This is a genomic window from Halomonas sp. CnH100-B, from assembly GCF_024124605.1.
GTDB lineage: Bacteria > Pseudomonadota > Gammaproteobacteria > Pseudomonadales > Halomonadaceae > Vreelandella.
The window spans coordinates 1-16479 of record NZ_JAMXRX010000010.1 but is presented as its reverse complement, the minus strand read 5'-3'; the positions used below and the strand labels follow the sequence as shown (position 1 = coordinate 16479).

16 protein-coding genes are annotated in these 16479 nt (G+C 59.3%); 11 read left to right on the top strand and 5 right to left on the bottom strand.

What is annotated here, in order from left to right; translation table 11 throughout:
* Nucleotides 1-45: 45 nt before the first annotated feature.
* Nucleotides 46-885, bottom strand: a complete 840-nt coding sequence (gene metF / locus NH398_RS16620; protein WP_253019320.1) for a methylenetetrahydrofolate reductase [NAD(P)H] — start codon at nt 883-885, stop codon at nt 46-48.
* Between the two features lie 140 nt (nt 886-1025).
* Between metF and NH398_RS16615 the strand changes: the two genes are divergently transcribed.
* Nucleotides 1026-1961: an AEC family transporter gene (locus NH398_RS16615; protein WP_253019319.1), complete on the top strand. Its 936-nt coding sequence runs from the start codon at nt 1026-1028 to the stop codon at nt 1959-1961.
* On the opposite strand, the gene ligB is transcribed toward NH398_RS16615, so the two are convergent.
* Complete coding sequence (gene ligB / locus NH398_RS16610; protein WP_253019318.1) at nt 1958-3640, bottom strand: NAD-dependent DNA ligase LigB; 1683 nt, start codon at nt 3638-3640, stop codon at nt 1958-1960. The two genes, NH398_RS16615 and ligB, sit on opposite strands and share 4 nt — an antisense overlap.
* A gap of 205 nt (nt 3641-3845) precedes the next feature.
* On the bottom strand, nt 3846-5066 hold the full coding sequence (gene metK, locus NH398_RS16605; protein ID WP_253019317.1) for a methionine adenosyltransferase: 1221 nt from the start codon (nt 5064-5066) through the stop codon (nt 3846-3848).
* 246 nt (nt 5067-5312) lie between these two features.
* On the opposite strand from metK, the gene tkt reads away from it, so the two are divergent.
* From tkt to NH398_RS16570, 7 genes are all read left to right on the top strand, one after another.
* A complete protein-coding gene (tkt, locus tag NH398_RS16600; protein ID WP_253019316.1) occupies nt 5313-7304 on the top strand; it encodes a transketolase in 1992 nt (663 codons plus the stop codon).
* 36 nt (nt 7305-7340) lie between these two features.
* A complete protein-coding gene (locus NH398_RS16595; RefSeq protein WP_253019315.1) occupies nt 7341-7694 on the top strand; it encodes a CidA/LrgA family protein in 354 nt (117 codons plus the stop codon).
* Nucleotides 7684-8406, top strand: a complete 723-nt coding sequence (locus NH398_RS16590) for an LrgB family protein (RefSeq protein WP_253019314.1) — start codon at nt 7684-7686, stop codon at nt 8404-8406. Before NH398_RS16595 ends, NH398_RS16590 begins: the two co-directional genes overlap by 11 nt.
* A 59-nt stretch (nt 8407-8465) precedes the next feature.
* Nucleotides 8466-9494 carry a glyceraldehyde 3-phosphate dehydrogenase NAD-binding domain-containing protein gene (locus NH398_RS16585; RefSeq protein ID WP_253019313.1) on the top strand — a complete coding sequence of 343 codons (1029 nt, stop codon included), beginning with the start codon at nt 8466-8468 and terminating at the stop codon, nt 9492-9494.
* Nucleotides 9495-9553: 59 nt separating this feature from the next.
* Complete coding sequence (locus tag NH398_RS16580; protein ID WP_253019312.1) at nt 9554-10723, top strand: phosphoglycerate kinase; 1170 nt, start codon at nt 9554-9556, stop codon at nt 10721-10723.
* A gap of 64 nt (nt 10724-10787) precedes the next feature.
* The gene (fba, locus tag NH398_RS16575; RefSeq protein ID WP_062363362.1) at nt 10788-11852 is read left to right on the top strand and encodes a class II fructose-bisphosphate aldolase; all 1065 of its coding nucleotides are present in this window, start codon (nt 10788-10790) and stop codon (nt 11850-11852) included.
* Nucleotides 11853-11973: 121 nt separating this feature from the next.
* Complete coding sequence (locus NH398_RS16570) at nt 11974-12318, top strand: hypothetical protein (protein ID WP_253019311.1); 345 nt, start codon at nt 11974-11976, stop codon at nt 12316-12318.
* Nucleotides 12319-12326: 8 nt separating this feature from the next.
* Here NH398_RS16570 and NH398_RS16565 read toward each other — a convergent pair whose 3' ends face one another.
* A complete protein-coding gene (locus tag NH398_RS16565; RefSeq protein ID WP_253019310.1) occupies nt 12327-12662 on the bottom strand; it encodes a hypothetical protein in 336 nt (111 codons plus the stop codon).
* A gap of 249 nt (nt 12663-12911) precedes the next feature.
* Between NH398_RS16565 and NH398_RS16560 the strand changes: the two genes are divergently transcribed.
* Genes NH398_RS16560 through NH398_RS16550 form a run of 3 tightly spaced genes read left to right on the top strand, consistent with a single transcriptional unit; the run spans nt 12912 to nt 14944 of the window.
* Nucleotides 12912-13610 (top strand): HAD-IA family hydrolase, encoded by a 699-nt coding sequence (locus tag NH398_RS16560; protein ID WP_159340555.1) that lies wholly within the window; start codon nt 12912-12914, stop codon nt 13608-13610.
* A gap of 1 nt (nt 13611) precedes the next feature.
* A complete protein-coding gene (locus tag NH398_RS16555; protein WP_253019309.1) occupies nt 13612-13986 on the top strand; it encodes a translation initiation factor Sui1 in 375 nt (124 codons plus the stop codon).
* A 49-nt stretch (nt 13987-14035) separates the two neighbouring features.
* Nucleotides 14036-14944, top strand: a complete 909-nt coding sequence (locus NH398_RS16550) for a nuclease-related domain-containing protein (protein WP_253019308.1) — start codon at nt 14036-14038, stop codon at nt 14942-14944.
* 8 nt (nt 14945-14952) lie between these two features.
* Here NH398_RS16550 and NH398_RS16545 read toward each other — a convergent pair whose 3' ends face one another.
* On the bottom strand, nt 14953-16284 hold the full coding sequence (locus tag NH398_RS16545; protein WP_253019307.1) for a deoxyguanosinetriphosphate triphosphohydrolase: 1332 nt from the start codon (nt 16282-16284) through the stop codon (nt 14953-14955).
* Nucleotides 16285-16479: the final 195 nt, after the last annotated feature.

The window sequence follows — 16479 nt, the reverse complement described above, 5'->3', positions numbered from 1 at the left end:
GCCTGCATCGAAGATGCAGGCCGGTATGATCAGCAGGCAAAAACGTTAGCTCAGGTTATCCACCACCTTCAAGACCGGGGCTGCCTGGTTCAGCGTGTAAAAGTGCAGGCCCGGCGCGCCGCCGTCCAGTAGCCGCTCGCACAGGCGAGTCACCACATCGGTACCGAAAGCGGCGATAGCTTCGCTGTCATCGCCGTAGGCTTCTAACTGCTTGCGAATCCAGCGGGGAATTTCCGCGCCGCAGGCATCGGAAAACCGCGCCAGCTTGGTGTAGTTGGTGATCGGCATGATGCCGGGAATGATCGGCTGCTCGACGCCCAGCGCCCGCGCTTTATCGACGAAATGGAAATAGGCATCGGCGGTAAAGAAGTACTGGGTAATCGCCATATTGGCACCCGCATTCATCTTGCGGGCAAAGTTTTCCACATCCTTATCGAGGCTGGGGGCCTGTGGATGAGATTCCGGATACGCCGCGACCGCGATGTCGAAGTGGTCGCCTGTCTCATTACGAATGAACTCGACCAATTCATTGGCGTAGCGTAGCTCGCCAATACTGGCCATCCCGGAGGGCATGTCACCGCGCAGGGCCACTAGGCTATCGACGCCCTCTTCGCGGTACTGCGCCAGCAGATCACGGAGCTGGGCCTTTTCGCTGCCGATGCAGGAGAGGTGCGGCGCCGTGGTGATGCCACTTTGGCTAACGGTGCGCACGATATCCCGAGTGCGCGCCTGGGTGGAGCCACCCGCGCCGTAGGTGACCGAGAAGAAACGCGGGTTACGAGCGGCCAGCTCATCACGCACGTGAATTAGCTTCTCCCGACCGGCATCGGTGTTGGGCGGAAAGAATTCAAAGCTAATACCTAACGGATGCTCTTGGCTGCTCATGGTTTATCCTCGCAGTGCGGTAACGTGATCATTATTTAGGGTATTCTCGCTGCTTCGCCGCGCAGCGGCTAATGAAAGATTCCACGGTCGACCTTCAATTCGGCTCATGTTGGCACCACCGCGTCTATCAAGGAGGAGATATGGACTTAGCACCCAGCGCGTTAATGGGCCCGCTGCTCATGCTGTTAGGGTATGTGGGGCTGGGCTTTATTGCCGCCCAACGGTTGAAAATAGACCCGCGCCCGATTGCTACCTTGTTGGTGTATTTGATCGCGCCGCTGACAATTTTTCGCGCGCTGATGAACGGCGGCCCCACCTTAGAGTATTTGGTGCTCACCCTGGCGATGTTTCTATTGGTCAGCGCCATGGCACTGGCCGTGCGCTGGGCTACCCAACACCGCTTTGGCCCGCAGGAAGGCGCGCTGCTGGCGTTCTCTTCTGGCACCGGTAATACCGGCTACTTTGGGCTGCCCGTCGCGCTGATTCTGCTACCGCCGGAAGGGGTGACGCTGTATCTCTTCTGCATGCTGGGCATCAATTTATACGAGTTCACGGTGGGGTTTTATTTGAGCGCCCGGGGCCACTTCTCGGTACGCCAGAGCTTGGCCAAGATTATTCGTCTGCCGCTGGTCTATGCGTTTCTCTTAGCGCTGCTGCTAAACGCGCTCAACGCCACGCTGCCGGAATCACTGATGAGTTCATTAGCGGTCTTTCCCGCCACCTATACCCTGCTGGGCATGATGATCATTGGCATGACGTTAAGCCAGGTCACCCTCGCCGCGTGGGATACGCGCTTTGTGGCGACCTGCGTGGGCCTGCGCTATTTGCTCTGGCCGCTGGTGATGCTGGGGGCGGTGCTGGTGCTCCAGCAGTTCACGCCGCTGGCACCAGAGCTGGCGATGGCGCTGCTGCTATTGGGCGTGGTGCCCATGGCCTCTAACGTCGTCGTGGTGGCCATGGAGTTGGGCATTCAGCCGCAGAAAGGTGCTTTAGCGGTACTCACCACCACACTGCTGGCACCGCTGTTGATCCCGCTCTACCTGGGGCTGATGCTGCGGCTCACCGGACTCGCTTAAAACCCATCGACGCCCGCCTGCTGCAGCTGGCGGGCCATGCGCTGAACGTCTGGGTGGCTGAAGAAGGCAACGAGCGCCTCGCTTCGCACCGGGCCAACGCCGGGCACGGCTTGCCAGTCGGATCGAGAGTAACCCGCGAGGGTGTACCAATCGCCTAGCTGGGCATCGCCTCCTGGCGGCATCCCCAGCGCCTTCAACCATGTTGCATAGGGCGCTTGGCGCGCCGTGTCGAACTGTGCCATCAACGCTGCGGCGGTGGTCGCGCCAATACCGTGGGCTTGCTGTAGCTGCTCCGGGGTTAGTGCCAACCAACCCAATAGTTCCGTCACCACACCAGCCTCCATCAGCGCCTGCCATGTGCCTTCGCCAATCCCTCGCATGCCCAGCTGCTCGCTGAGATAGGTTAAGCGGGCCAGCAGTTGGGCGCTGCATTCTGATGTTCGCTCGGGCGTTAGCGTAAAGCAGCTCAACAGATGGTAGCGCTCGGGCGGTGGGGCTCTAAGGGCGGCCCTTTCACGGGTTTGCCACACTACGCTGTCTACCTGAGGAATCGTCAGGCCCGCCAGCGTCACCGCCACTTGGTCACCTGGGCGCACGTCCCACGCCTGCCAGCGCTCCAATGAGCCAAGCGACACGCGGCTGATGCGCCGCCCTTCCAGAGTTACCGGGTAGAGCCATAGCAGCGGCGTTACGCGCCCGGTGCGCCCCACCCGAAACTCGACCCCGCGCACCTGGGCTAGCGCCTGCTGAGACGGATACTTCCAGGCCACCGCCCACTCAGGGGGCGATGACGACCAGCGGCGCACGCCAGGGCGCTCAGCCTGTTTTAATACCACGCCGTCGGTGGCAAACGGCAGCGGGCCGTTGAACCACCGCTCGCGCCACTCGGCGGCCGCCTCCTGGCCGCTGATCGAGTGGGTGTAATCGGCCGTATCGAACCCCAGTGCCGTCAGTTGCGCCAGCCGTTCAGCCATCTGCGTCGGGCCATCCGGCCAGTCCCATACGAATAAGCCGATGCGATTCAGCGTCTCTTGGCTCGGCTCGCGCTGCGCCATGGCACCGGCCACGGCGCCTCGGGCACCCGAATCTGGCTGGCGTGCCTGCACGTGGTTCTCCAGCCGCCAGTAAAGCTCGCCCTGCAGCACCGCAGAGACAGGCTCAGGAAGCGTTACAGGCACACCGGGCAGCTGCTGAACCCGCGCCGTCCAATCCTGCCCCCGCTCGCCGTCTCCCCGGCTAACCGCCTCGACGAGCTCCCCATTCTGATAACGCAGCGTCACCGCCACGCCATCCACCTTGGGTTGAATCCATAGGTCTTCGCGGCGGCTGGTAAAGCGTCGAATACCTTCTTCATCGGCTTTAGTGAGTCCGGTTTGAGCGGCCGGATGCGTGCGGGTACCGTCGCTGCTGGTCACTCGGGTAAGCGGCTGATGGGGAGTCGGGGAATCCAAGCAAGCTTGCCAGTTTTCCAACCGTGCCAGCGCTTGGTCGTACAGCTCATCGGCAATCAGCGATTCGCCGTTATCATGATAAGCTCGATCCCACACTTCGATATGTTCGGCTAGCGCCTGGGTTTCCAGCGCTAGCCGCTCGGCAGGCCAATCGGGGCACATGTCTGCCTGTGCGGAAAAAGTGACACTCATTAACCAGGCTGCCGCTAGGCTCGCTATTCCTGTCATTCGCCAACCCGACATACGCATCCTCACGTGGTGAACGGGAAATTTTTCAGTCCTTATTAAAGTTAACTTATAGGAAACTGACAGAGATGCAATGCGCAGCAAGCCGCTCTCGGAACCGTGTTCGACCCATAAAAAAAGCGCCCCCTGGCGTGAACCAAGGGGCGCTTTTCGCTAACCCATGACGCTCATTGCGCTTGCGGGAAGCTTATAGACCAGCGGCCTGACGCAGCGCGTCTGCTTTGTCAGTTTTTTCCCACGGGAAGGCTGTAAACGTCTCGGTATGCGTTTCGCCTTTGTCGTCTACCCAGCTGTAGCTGTGCTCAAACGGCTCGCGGCCAAAGTGGCCATACGCAGACGTGAGGCGATACATCGGATGCAGCAGGTCGAGCATCTTGGTGATTGCGTAGGGGCGCAAATCGAAGTGCTCGCGCACCAGCTCGACGATTTTCGCATCGTCGATTTTGCCAGTACCGAAAGTGTCGATAGACACGGAGGTCGGCTCGGCCACGCCAATGGCGTAGGAGACCTGAATCTCGCACTTGTCCGCCAAGCCCGCTGCTACGACGTTTTTCGCCACATAGCGGCCAGCGTACGCGGCGCTGCGGTCTACTTTCGACGGATCTTTGCCCGAGAACGCGCCGCCACCGTGGCGCGCCATGCCGCCGTAGGTATCGACGATGATCTTACGACCGGTCAGGCCACAGTCGCCCACCGGGCCGCCAATCACGAACTTGCCGGTCGGGTTGATGTGGTACTGGGTATTGGCATCCAACCACTCAGCGGGAATCACCTGCTCAATGACTTCACGCTTAATCATTTTGCGCAGGTCTTCTTGATCGATTTCCGGGTCGTGCTGAGTCGATAGGACAATCGCATCCACGCCACACGGTTGGCCTTCAGCGTTATAGCGGAAAGTGACCTGGCTCTTGGCATCCGGGCGCAGCCACGGCAGCAGGCCGTTTTTACGCAACTCCGCCTGACGCTCGACCAAACGGTGCGAGTAGTGGATCGGCGCTGGCATGAACGAATCGGTTTCGTTCGTGGCGTAGCCAAACATCAGGCCCTGGTCACCCGCGCCTTGGTCTTCCGGCTTGGTACGATCAACGCCCTGAGCAATATCGACACTCTGCTTGCCAATCAGGTTGATGACGCCGCACGTGGCACCGTCGAAGCCCACCTGAGAAGAGGTGTAGCCGATATCGGTAATCACATCACGCACCAGCGTCTCTAGATCCACCCACGCGGAGGTGGTGATCTCACCGGCAATAATGGCAACGCCCGTCTTCACCATCGTTTCACAGGCAACGCGGGCCTGTTTATCCCGGGCGATAATGGCATCTAACACCGCGTCTGAAATCTGGTCGGCAATCTTATCGGGATGGCCTTCGGAAACGGACTCGGAGGTAAACAGGGAATATTCGCTCATCGCGCACTCGACCCTCTGTATGACGGCTGCTCTGTTATGACCGCAGCATCAGCAGGAAATCATGGCAGGAAGTCCCCTGCCCGTATAAAGAAGCGGCACCATCACTTTCACCACCACTTCGGGAGCCAGAGTCTACACGCTGTTGCAAGTTCTTCCCACAACGTGCCCCTGAGAATTTGCCGCCGCCGGGGAAGTCAGCGACAATAGCGCCTTTATTCTTTCCGTTTTCAGGCGAGGAGCACCCCCATGCCGTCCCGTTTTGAGCTGGCCAATGCCATTCGCGCCCTTTCCATGGATGCTGTTCAGAAGGCCAAATCCGGCCACCCTGGCGCCCCCATGGGTATGGCTGATATTGCCGAGGTGCTGTGGAATGACTACCTCAAGCACAACCCCGAAGACCCCAAGTGGGCCGATCGTGATCGGTTCGTGCTGTCGAATGGTCACGGCTCCATGCTGCTCTACTCGCTTTTACACCTAAGCGGCTATGAGCTGAGCCTGGAACAGCTGCAAAACTTCCGCCAGCTGCACTCGCCCACCGCTGGCCACCCAGAGTTTGGCTACGCCCCCGGCATCGAAACCACTACCGGCCCGCTGGGCCAAGGCTTTGCCAACGCAGTGGGTTTCGCGATTGCCGAGAAAACCCTGGCCGCGCAGTTCAACCGCCCCGGCCATACCATCGTTGACCACCACACCTGGTGTTTCTTGGGCGATGGCTGCTTGATGGAGGGTATCTCCCACGAAGCGGCGTCCCTGGCGGGCACTCAGCAGTTGGGCAAACTGATAGCCCTTTACGACGACAACGGCATCTCTATCGATGGCGAAGTCGAAGGCTGGTTCACCGACGATACGGCCAAGCGCTTTGAGTCCTACGGCTGGCACGTGGTACCGAACGTCGACGGCCACAAGCCTGACGAGATCAAGGCGGCCATTGAGCTGGCGAAGAGCCATGACGACAAGCCAAGCCTGATCATCTGCAAAACCATTATCGGTTTTGGTGCCCCCAACAAGCAGGGCAAAGAAGAAGCTCACGGCGCACCGCTGGGTGACGACGAAGTGGCCCTGGCACGTAAACAGTTGGGCTGGGAGCACGCGCCTTTCCATATCCCCGAGCCGATTTACTCCGCCTGGGATGCCCGCGACGCCGGTAAAACGCGCCAGCAAGAGTGGGAAGGCCGCTTCGCTCGCTACACTGAAGCCTTCCCGGAAGAAGCGCGTGAATTCAAGCGCCGCATGAAAGCGCAGCTGCCCACGGAATTGGCGACCGAAGCGCTGATCCAGCAGGCCCAAGAGAAAGGTGAAAGCATTGCCTCGCGTAAAGCGTCGTTTGAAGCGCTGAACGTGATTGGCCCGCAAATGCCGGAACTGCTGGGCGGCAGCGCTGACCTAGCGCCGTCTAACCTGACATTCTGGAAAGGCGCGAAAGCGATCACCCCCGACGACGCCAGCGGCAACTACCTGCACTACGGTGTGCGTGAATTCGGCATGGGCGCGGTGATGAACGGTATCGCTCTGCACGGCGGTTTTGTGCCGTACGGCGCCACCTTCCTGATCTTTATGGAGTACATGCGTAACGCCGTGCGTATGGCGGCGCTGATGGGTCAGCAGGCTATTTATGTGTTTACCCACGACTCTATTGGCCTGGGCGAAGATGGCCCGACACACCAGCCGATTGAGCAGCTCACTAGCCTGCGCACCACGCCGAACCTGAACACATGGCGCCCCTGTGACGCCGTGGAGACCGCCGCTTCCTGGGATGCCGCGATTAAGCGCCATTCTGGCCCGACAGCGCTGGTACTCTCGCGCCAGAACCTGCCGCACCAGCCGCGTACCAAGGCCCAGCTCGCGTCTATCCAGCGCGGCGGCTATGTGCTGAAAGATAGCGACGGCACGCCAGAGCTGATCCTGATTGCCACGGGTTCCGAAGTCTCCCTGGCGATGGACGCCGCGGCCGAGCTGGAGCAGCAGGGTAAAGCCGTGCGCGTAGTCTCCATGCCGTCCGCTTACCGTTTTAACGGCCAAGACGCTGACTACCGTGAAAGCGTGCTACCCAAAGCCGTCACCAAGCGTATTGCCATCGAAGCCGGCCATGCCGACTACTGGTACAAATACGTTGGTCTCGATGGCCGCGTGATTGGCATGACCACCTTTGGTGAGTCGGCCCCGGCTGGCGAGCTGTTCAAGCACTTCGGCTTTACCGTCGAGAACATTGTTAAACAAGCCAATGAGCTGCTGGGTTAATCCCCCGCTCACGGGTCACGCAGTGCGGGCATCGCGATGCCCGCGCTAAACGGTCTGCTATGGCTAATTAGCTACTGGTTAATCGGAGAAGTGGTCATTCACTTCTCCGGTTTACCCATCTCTTCTGGGGTGGTGGGCATGCTGCTGCTGTGCACCACCCTCGCTATGATCGGCAGAGTGCCCTCCAGCCTTGCTGCCGCTGCCCAACCGCTGATTGCACTCCTGGCTATGCTGATTATGCCGGGCGTGGTGGGTGTATTCTTTATTCTGGATGAGCTGGCAGGCCAATGGCTGGCCATTGTGGCCGCCCTGCTACTCGGCACGCTGCTCAGCGTGTTCACCACCCTATGGTTACTAACGCGTTTGATGGGACGCAGCCATGCTGACTAACCTGCTGCCCACCTTAACCGCAACGCCTTTACTGGCCGTTGGACTAACGCTGGCCGCTTATTTGGTGGGCAGCGCAGTTTTTATACGGCTGGGTAAGCCCTCCTGGCTGCCCGCTATTTTGATCGCGGCACTCCTTTTGGCCGCAATACTGGCGCTGCTGGGGCTGCCTTACGCCACCTACCAGCAGGGTGCTACGTGGCTAACCGTGCTGTTAGGCCCCGCTACGGTGGCGCTGGGTATGCCGCTTTACCAGCAACTGCCGCGCATTCGTGAACTCTGGCGACCGCTAGCCGCCTGCCTGCCTATTGCTGCTGCTTTGGCGGCTTGCTATGCCTTGGGCATTGCGTGGCTGTTGGGAGCAGGCCCAGACATTTTGGCTTCCATTGCGGCAAAGTCGGTGACCGCGCCTATTGCCATCGGCATCACCGAACAGCTCGGCGGCAACGTTGCGCTGTTAATGGGCTCGCTGCTGGTGACCGGCGTGCTGACCATCCCCTTTGTTAGCTTGGCGGCTCGGCTGCTACGTATCAACGATGAGCGCATCATCGGTTTTGCTCTGGGGCTCAATGGGCACGCCATTGGTACCGTGCGGGCGTTTGATATTAGCCCTACCGCCGGGGCGTTTGCCTCGCTCGGAATGAGCCTAACCGGTATTTTTACCGCGCTGCTGTTGCCGCTGGCGTGGCGGCTAGTGGGCATCGGGGCTGGGTAAGCACCGCCCGGTGAAATACGCTATCATCGGGCCACTTTTTCTAAGAGCCGCATCGCAACATGGCGAACGCTTCCACTAAATATCGCATTGCTATCAATGGTTATGGGCGCATTGGCCAGTGCGTGCTGAGAGCACTGGTGGAACGCCAACACCCAGGGCTTGAGGTGGTGGCGATTAATGAGCTGTCTGACCTCGCCACCATCACGTATCTCACCCGTTACGACACCACCCACGGACGCTTCCCTGGTGAGGTGGATAACGATGGCAGCGCTCTGCTCGTCAACGGCCAGCGCATCCACGTGCTGTGCGAACGCGACCCGCAAGCGCTGCCCTGGGGTGAGTTGGATATCGACCTAGTGTTGGAGTGCTCGGGTAGCTTTAAGGATCGCGCCACCGCCGAGCAGCACTTAACGGCTGGGGCCAAGCGGCTGCTGTTCTCCCAGCCCGCTGAAAACGATGTGGATGCCACCATCGTGTGGGGCATCAACGAGCATGAGCTTATCCCCACCCAGCGCATCCTCTCTGCGGCGTCCTGCACCACGAACTGTTTGGTGCCGCTGCTCACCGTGCTGGATGAAGCATTGGGTCTGGAGCACGGCGTCACCACCACGATTCACTCAGCGATGAACGATCAGCCGGTGATCGATGCGTATCATCAAACCGACCTGCGCTTAACTCGCTCTGCCATGCAGTCGATTGTGCCGGTGGATACCGGCTTGGCAGTGGGTATCAGCCGCCTGATGCCGAGCCTGGCCGGGCGTTTTGAGTGCCTGCACGTGCGGGTACCCACCATTAACGTCTCGGCCATGGATGCCGCGCTGACCGTACGCCGCGACACCAGCGCCGCCCAGGTGAACGCGCTGCTACACAGCGCCAGCCAGCAGCGCTTGCAAGGGGTGCTAGGCTATACCGAAGCCCCCATGGCATCGATCGATTTTAATCATGACCCCCGCTCTGGCATTCTAGACGCCACCCAAACCCGGGTGGCTGGCACACGCTTGATCAAGCTGCTGTGCTGGTTTGATAACGAGTGGGGCTTTGCCAACCGCATGCTGGATATCAGCCAGCGCTTGGCAACGTTTCGCTAATTGATGGGTAGCACCACCTAGCGCTCTTACATTCGCTTGAACACGAGGAAACCGCTCACATGAACGTGCAAAAAATGACCGACCTGCCCCTGGAAGGGCAGCGCGTGCTGATTCGTGAAGACCTGAACGTGCCGATCAAAAACGGCCGTGTTTCCAGCGATGCCCGCCTGCGCGCCGCACTGCCGACCATTCAAGCGGCAGCCAAGGCGGGAGCCAAAGTGATGCTCATGAGCCATCTGGGCCGCCCCACGGAAGGCGAGCCTGCTGAGGAGTTCTCCTTAGCTCCCGTGGCCGAGCACCTTAGCGAGCTGCTGGGTAGCCCCGTCAAACTGGTCGACGACTACCTCGACACCGCGCCCACGCTCAGCAACGGCGACGTGGTGCTGCTTGAGAACGTGCGTTTTAACAACGGCGAGAAGAAAGACGACGAACCGCTGGCCAAGCAGTACGCCGCGCTGTGCGATATCTTCGTGATGGACGCCTTCGGCACCGCCCACCGCGCTCAAGCGTCCACCCACGGCGTGGCCCGCTTTGCGCCCACCGCCTGTGCAGGCCCGCTGCTGGCCCAGGAGCTGGACGCACTGGAGAAAGCCTTAGCGACCCCGGCGCGACCCATGGCGGCGATTGTGGGCGGCTCCAAAGTCTCTACGAAGCTCGACGTATTGACCGCTCTCTCCGATAAGTGCGACCAGCTTATCGTCGGCGGCGGGATCGCCAACACCTTTATCGCGGCGGCAGGCTATAATGTGGGCAAATCGCTCTACGAAGCCGACCTGATCGGTCAAGCCAAAGCGCTAATGGAGAAAGTCTCTATTCCGCTGCCCACTGACGTCGTTGTGGCCACGGAGTTCTCTGAATCCGCAGAAGCGGTAGTCAAACCGGTGGACCAGGTCGCTGATAACGAGATGATTCTGGATATTGGCCCGGACACCGCGGCCCACTTGGCCAGCCTGCTCAAAGATGCCGGCACCATTTTGTGGAACGGCCCCGTGGGCGTTTTTGAGATCGATCAATTTGGCAAAGGCACCGAAGTACTCTCTCTTGCCATTGCCGAAAGTAGCGCGTTTTCGATTGCTGGCGGTGGCGATACCCTGGCCGCTATCGACAAGTACGCCATTGCCGACCGTGTTTCCTATATCTCTACCGGCGGCGGCGCGTTCCTAGAGTACGTCGAGGGCAAACAGCTACCGGCGGTAGCCGCATTAGAAGCCGCAGCAAAGCGCGGCTGAACCATCACGCTGACACTGCACGCTCACTGCACCCGTTCACACTGACAACCTACAAGGTGACCCCATGGCTTTAATTAGCATGCGCCAGATGCTCGACCACGCCGCCGAATACGGCTACGGCATCCCCGCGTTCAACGTCAACAACCTCGAGCAGATGCGGGCCATCATGGAAGCCGCCGATGCCACCGACTCTCCGGTGATCGTGCAGGCCTCCGCTGGCGCGCGCAAATACGCAGGCGCCCCTTTCCTGCGCCACTTGATTTTGGCGGCGGTAGAAGAGTTTCCGCATATTCCGGTAGTGATGCACCAGGATCACGGCACCAGCCCCGCCGTGTGCCAGCGCTCTATCCAGCTCGGTTTCTCCTCCGTCATGATGGACGGCTCGCTGGGTGAAGATGGCAAGACGCCGATGGATTACGACTACAACGTTGACGTCACTCGTCGCGCAGTAGAAATGGCCCACGCCTGTGGTGTATCGGTTGAAGGCGAGCTGGGCTGCCTAGGTAGCCTGGAAACCGGCATGGCCGGTGAAGAGGACGGCATTGGTGCCGAAGGCAAGCTGGACATGGAACAGCTGTTGACCGATCCCGAAGAAGCCGCCGCGTTCGTCAAAGCGACTCAGGTCGACGCGCTGGCGATTGCCATCGGCACCAGCCACGGCGCATACAAGTTCACCAAGCCGCCGACCGGCGACACGCTCTCTATTCAGCGTATCAAAGAGATCCACGCGCGCATCCCGGACACCCACTTGGTCATGCACGGCTCCTCTTCCGTGCCGCAGGAGTGGCTTGAAGTCATCAACCGCTACGGCGGTCAAATTCCGGAAACCTACGGCGTACCGGTCGAGGAAATCGTCGAAGGCATCAAACACGGCGTGCGCAAGGTGAACATCGACACCGACCTGCGCCTAGCGTCCACCGGTGCCGTGCGTCGTTTTATGGCAGAGAACCCGTCTGAATTTGATCCGCGCAAATTCTTAAAAGAAACGGTCACCGCCATGCGCGATCTGTGTATTGCCCGCTACGAAGCCTTTGGTACTGCTGGCAACGCGAGCAAAATCAAGCCGATCAGCCTGGAAGCGATGTTCCAGCGCTACGAGCGCGGCGAGCTGGCTCCTAAAATTAAGTAAGCAGCTAAGCAATTAGCGACGCTAAGGCGGCCTTCGGGCCGCCTTTTTTGTTGCAATGCAGCACAAATAGGCTATTACTAGAGAGCACCACCCCACATTTCTTCACCAGGCAGCCCTCACTATGAAGCACTCCTCAATGCCCCTGTTTACTCCGCCCACCGCCATGTTCGATGTGTGGAAGGTCGGAATGATGGGGATTGAACTATGGAGTTCGTCGCTATCCACGATCGCCATGCGCCAACAGCTATGGCAAACCCAGCCCTTTTTTAGCCCCGCCATGATGCGTGAAAACCAGCGCATGGTGACCGAAAAGATCGAGGCCAGCATGGAAGCTGGCCTCGTGATGCAAAAAGCATTTTTCAGCGCGATGAGCGGTCAATACGCCCCCTGGTGGATTACCAGCCAGAAAGCGATGAAACCTTATCATCAACGTAGTAGCGCCAACTCACGACGCCTCTCCCGCTAACGGCACACTCACTCGTTATCGTCGTTACTCTGCTCGTCCTCGCCGTTTTCAATGGCATCTTCGGCGCTACCGGTACCACCGGTGCCGCCTTCGGTGTTGTCGCTATCGTCACCACCGTTGCCGGTGTTTTCTTCCGTCTCGTCAGCCGCGGCCATATCGGCGGTCGACTCGTCACGCTGAACGGCCCCGGCCTTGATGCCGTACTTCTCCTCCAGCGCCGCATCATCCAGCGCTTGGTGCTGCTCGCTATCGGCATCGGCTTCAGGCTCTGCCAACACGCTACCTGCAGAAGCCATCAGCGCGGTACCCACGACCAATGAGAGGAACCAAGGGGTGAATCGCATATACATCTCCATTTTATGGTTATCGCGGCGTCGCCTACCTACTATAGCCGGTCTCTCGATGATTCACATAGATTGCCTTGAAAACCGGGCAGTTAACCGAGGGTAGCGAGCGCTCAGCGGCATGGTCGCGCAGCTTCACTGTAAAAAATTATAAAACAGTGTTCACAAAGCCAGAAAAATCTCGTTCAATAGTCGTCTAGTCGGCTTAAATTAACGCGAGTAGCGCTTGTCACGCTGCAAGGAACTCCCATGCCGCTCCCACTTCTGCTGTTTGATTGTGATGGCACCCTCGTCGATAGCGAACCCCTACTGGCCGAAGAGATGGCTCGCGGCCTCAATACGGTCGGTCTCCCCTTTGCTTCTTCCGATTATCTTGGCGAGTTTCGGGGGGCCCGCTTCCGACGTATCGTGGCAGAACTGCAAACCCGCTATGGCGAGGTTGATGCCGAGCGCTTGAACCGCATGGAACAGGCCATGCGCGCCAAACTGGCGGAGCGCCTCGCCAATGAGCTCACCACCATTCCCGGCGCGCGTGAGTCGCTCGATGCACTGGCCCACTACCCTAGCGCCGTGGTCTCCAATGGGCCTGAAACCAAGATTCGTACCGCTCTAAAGGCGACCGGTCTCAGCGACTATTTCGGTCATCGGCTGTTTAGTGGCTATACCGCTAACTGTTGGAAGCCGGAGCCCTGTTTACATCTGCACGCAGCCAGTATCATGGGGTTTGCGGCGAAGGACTGCATTGCCATCGACGATGCGCTGGTCGGTGTTCACGCGGCGCTGCAAGCAGGCATGACCGTGATCCATCTGAATCGCTTTCCCGATGCCGAAGCAACGCCGGAAGGCGCTATCATGATGAGTAACATGTATCAGCTGCCTGCCGTTGTCGAGCAACTGACCCACGAGCGATGGCAGGCCGCAATGCCTCATCACTCAACAGAGAAATAGTATGGCTTCATTACGTGATCAGCTAAGTGGCCTCGTTTACTCCACCGAGCATGGCAAAACGTGCCCTGACTGCAGAGCCCCCATCGACGACTGCCGCTGTGAGGACACCAGCGAGCAAGCGCGGCTTGCCGAATTGGATGGGATCGTCCGTATCCGCCGTGAGACCAGCGGTCGTAAAGGCAAGGGAGTCACGACCATCAGCGGCGTGCCGCTCCCCCAAGGGGAGCTCAAGGCACTGGCCAAAACACTCAAACAGCGCTGCGGCACCGGCGGCGCCGTTAAAGAGGGTGTGATAGAAATCCAGGGCGACCATCGCGAAACACTGCGCGATGCCTTAACCTCAATGGGTTATCAGGTGAAATTGGCGGGCGGTTGAAGCGGACAACGCACATCCCCGGCTCATGGCGAAAGGGCAAGGCACGATAATGGTTTGGTTGGAATACCTGCTACCGCTCATCTTCTTGTTTCCCATGGCAGCGATGGGCGGCATCGTATTAGCCTTGCGTAGTCTTCACGATGCCCGCGTTCACTCACCCTTCGATGCGCCGCTCCGCGAGCCGGGGCAGGCGCTTCGCCATCGACTCGATCAAGCGTTTTCAAGCCTGTTTCTTAACGGCACTTTAGGGCCTCTGGTCAGCCTTGCACCGCTGGTCTACGGCATGGGACGAATGCTCTTCGTCGATAAACAGGACTGGGTCGAGTGGGCGCTGTATGGCCTGCTGAGCACGCTCTTGGTGCTGGCGTTTTCGCTGCTGTTGGTGCGTGACTATCAGCGCATCCGCCGCTTGAAGCTGGGGCTTGCCTGCGAACTTGCCGTAGGCCAAGAGCTGGAACGTCTGGTTCGCCCTGAAGCGCACCCCTATTACGTGTTTCATGACGTCCCTACGGATAGCTTCACCATTGACCATGTGGTGGTCACCCCTCACGGCGTATTCGTCGTGGAAACCCGCGCCAGGGCACTGGCCATTGGTAGCAATGGCAAAGAGTTGAACTGCGTGGCGGTAGAGCGTGAGCGGCTGCGCTTCCCGCACTGGCAGGAGCGGCGGCCGCTGCACAAAACGCGCCAGGGTGTCAGCTGGCTCAGCCAGTGGTTAGAGCGCCGCTGCGGTATACCGGTACCGGTGAAAGGGGTCCTGGTTCTGCCCGGCTGGGAAATCGACACCAGCGAAGCCTCGCCGGATATTCTCGTGGTCAGCGGTGAACAGCTGGCCAAGCAGCTGACCGACATCACGCCAGGACAGCTAAGCGATGCCATTCATGACAAGGTCATTCATGTTTTGCTAGAGCGGGCACGGTTGATGGAGCTCAAGCACCTCCGTCAACCGTCTGTCTAATGCCTCATTTAGTCGCCGCGTAACCGCCCGCCCATCTCTTGGGCAAGATCGACCGCGTAGTGGTCGGTCATCCCGCCAATGAAGTCCAGCATGCGCCGGTAGCTGTCATAAAGTGTCCATGAGGGGAGTGGCGTGTTCTCGCCTATCAACGCCAAAACCCGCTGATGCTTGAACGAGCTTTGCCCGGTGTGGTGCAGCTCATGAGCGGCACCGATGAAGGCTTCTAACAGGATACCCAGCGTGGTGTAGGCACCAATCTCCAGCTTCGCCTTGCGCTCATTCTGAAAAATGCGCTCTCGGGCGAGTTGTTTGGCGGACTGCACTCCCCAGCCTAAATCCGGGTGACACAGCTCCAACAAATCCTCGCTGAGAGTACCGCTGAGCAGCGCCTGCTCATGCTGTACAAAGACAGCCCCCACATCGTTGACGGCACGCTCCATGGCGGCGCCTCTGAGTAGGGCGATCCGGCGGCGTTGCGAAACATTTTTACGCTGCATCTCGGCATATTCGGGCGGAAACTCACCAGCGATTTGACGCAGAATCTCGACCACTTCCTCGTAGCGCAGAATGCCCATCTCCAGACCGTCTTCCAGGTCTAGCAAGGCGTAGCAAATATCATCGGCTGCTTCGACCAGCCAGGCCAGCGGGTGGCGACACCAGCGCTGCTCTCCTTGGGGAAGTAATCCCACCGCATCCGCTACCTCTTTCAATAGCGCCTGCTCTGACTGGTAGCAGCCAAACTTACCCGCCCGCCCGCTATAGCGGACCGTCCATGGATATTTCAGCAGCGTGCCTAAAGTTGCCGCCGATAGGCGCATGCCACCGTTGAACTGGTTGTACTCGATCTGGGTGATGACGCGGAAGCCCTGCGCGTTGCCTTCATAGGTCAACAGGTCGTCTCGCTCGGCATCGGACAAGCCATCCAGCAGGCCACTTCCCTGGGCGCGACGAAACCAGTCGCGTATCGCGTACTCACCGGCGTGGCCAAAGGGCGGATTACCGATATCGTGGCCAAGGCATGCGGTTTGCACGATCACGCCCAAATCTGCGGGGGTGATCCAGTCAGGGAGACGGTCCCGCAGCAGCTCGCCCACAATCATCCCAAGCGAACGGCCGACGCAGCCAACTTCGAGAGAGTGGGTCAAGCGGGTGTGAATGTGGTCGTTTTCCGTCAGAGGGTGCACTTGGGTTTTACGCCCCAAGCGTCGGAAAGAGCCGGAAAAGACAATGCGATCATGATCTTTATGAAAGGGACTACGCCCAATTTCCCGGGTGCTGTCCGTTCGTTTATCGTGAAGGCGTCGTGGGGAAAGTAACTGATCCCATTGCATTTGTGTCATAGCGCTCCTCCTTGGAGTGCACATTCTGACATAAAAATGCTGACATAAAACGACGGGATCGACGGGCAAACAAAAAACCCAGCCGTTTGGCTGGGTTCTTTGCGGTATAAGTGCCTGACGATGACCTACTCTCGCATGGGGAGACCCCACACTACCATCGGCGCTAAGCGGTTTCACTTCTGAGTTCGGCAAGGG

Excerpts from the sequence above, each read along its gene's own strand:
- metF (WP_253019320.1), bottom strand. The coding sequence starts at position 885 with ATGAGCAGCCAAGAGCATCCGTTAGGTATTAGCTTTGAATTCTTTCCG.
- NH398_RS16615 (WP_253019319.1), top strand. The coding sequence starts at position 1,026 with ATGGACTTAGCACCCAGCGCGTTAATGGGCCCGCTGCTCATGCTGTTA.
- ligB (WP_253019318.1), bottom strand. The coding sequence starts at position 3,640 with ATGACAGGAATAGCGAGCCTAGCGGCAGCCTGGTTAATGAGTGTCACT.
- metK (WP_253019317.1), bottom strand. The coding sequence starts at position 5,066 with ATGAGCGAATATTCCCTGTTTACCTCCGAGTCCGTTTCCGAAGGCCAT.
- tkt (WP_253019316.1), top strand. The coding sequence starts at position 5,313 with ATGCCGTCCCGTTTTGAGCTGGCCAATGCCATTCGCGCCCTTTCCATG.
- NH398_RS16595 (WP_253019315.1), top strand. The coding sequence starts at position 7,341 with ATGCCCGCGCTAAACGGTCTGCTATGGCTAATTAGCTACTGGTTAATC.
- NH398_RS16590 (WP_253019314.1), top strand. The coding sequence starts at position 7,684 with ATGCTGACTAACCTGCTGCCCACCTTAACCGCAACGCCTTTACTGGCC.
- NH398_RS16585 (WP_253019313.1), top strand. The coding sequence starts at position 8,466 with ATGGCGAACGCTTCCACTAAATATCGCATTGCTATCAATGGTTATGGG.
- NH398_RS16580 (WP_253019312.1), top strand. The coding sequence starts at position 9,554 with ATGAACGTGCAAAAAATGACCGACCTGCCCCTGGAAGGGCAGCGCGTG.
- fba (WP_062363362.1), top strand. The coding sequence starts at position 10,788 with ATGGCTTTAATTAGCATGCGCCAGATGCTCGACCACGCCGCCGAATAC.
- NH398_RS16570 (WP_253019311.1), top strand. The coding sequence starts at position 11,974 with ATGAAGCACTCCTCAATGCCCCTGTTTACTCCGCCCACCGCCATGTTC.
- NH398_RS16565 (WP_253019310.1), bottom strand. The coding sequence starts at position 12,662 with ATGCGATTCACCCCTTGGTTCCTCTCATTGGTCGTGGGTACCGCGCTG.
- NH398_RS16560 (WP_159340555.1), top strand. The coding sequence starts at position 12,912 with ATGCCGCTCCCACTTCTGCTGTTTGATTGTGATGGCACCCTCGTCGAT.
- NH398_RS16555 (WP_253019309.1), top strand. The coding sequence starts at position 13,612 with ATGGCTTCATTACGTGATCAGCTAAGTGGCCTCGTTTACTCCACCGAG.
- NH398_RS16550 (WP_253019308.1), top strand. The coding sequence starts at position 14,036 with ATGGTTTGGTTGGAATACCTGCTACCGCTCATCTTCTTGTTTCCCATG.
- NH398_RS16545 (WP_253019307.1), bottom strand. The coding sequence starts at position 16,284 with ATGACACAAATGCAATGGGATCAGTTACTTTCCCCACGACGCCTTCAC.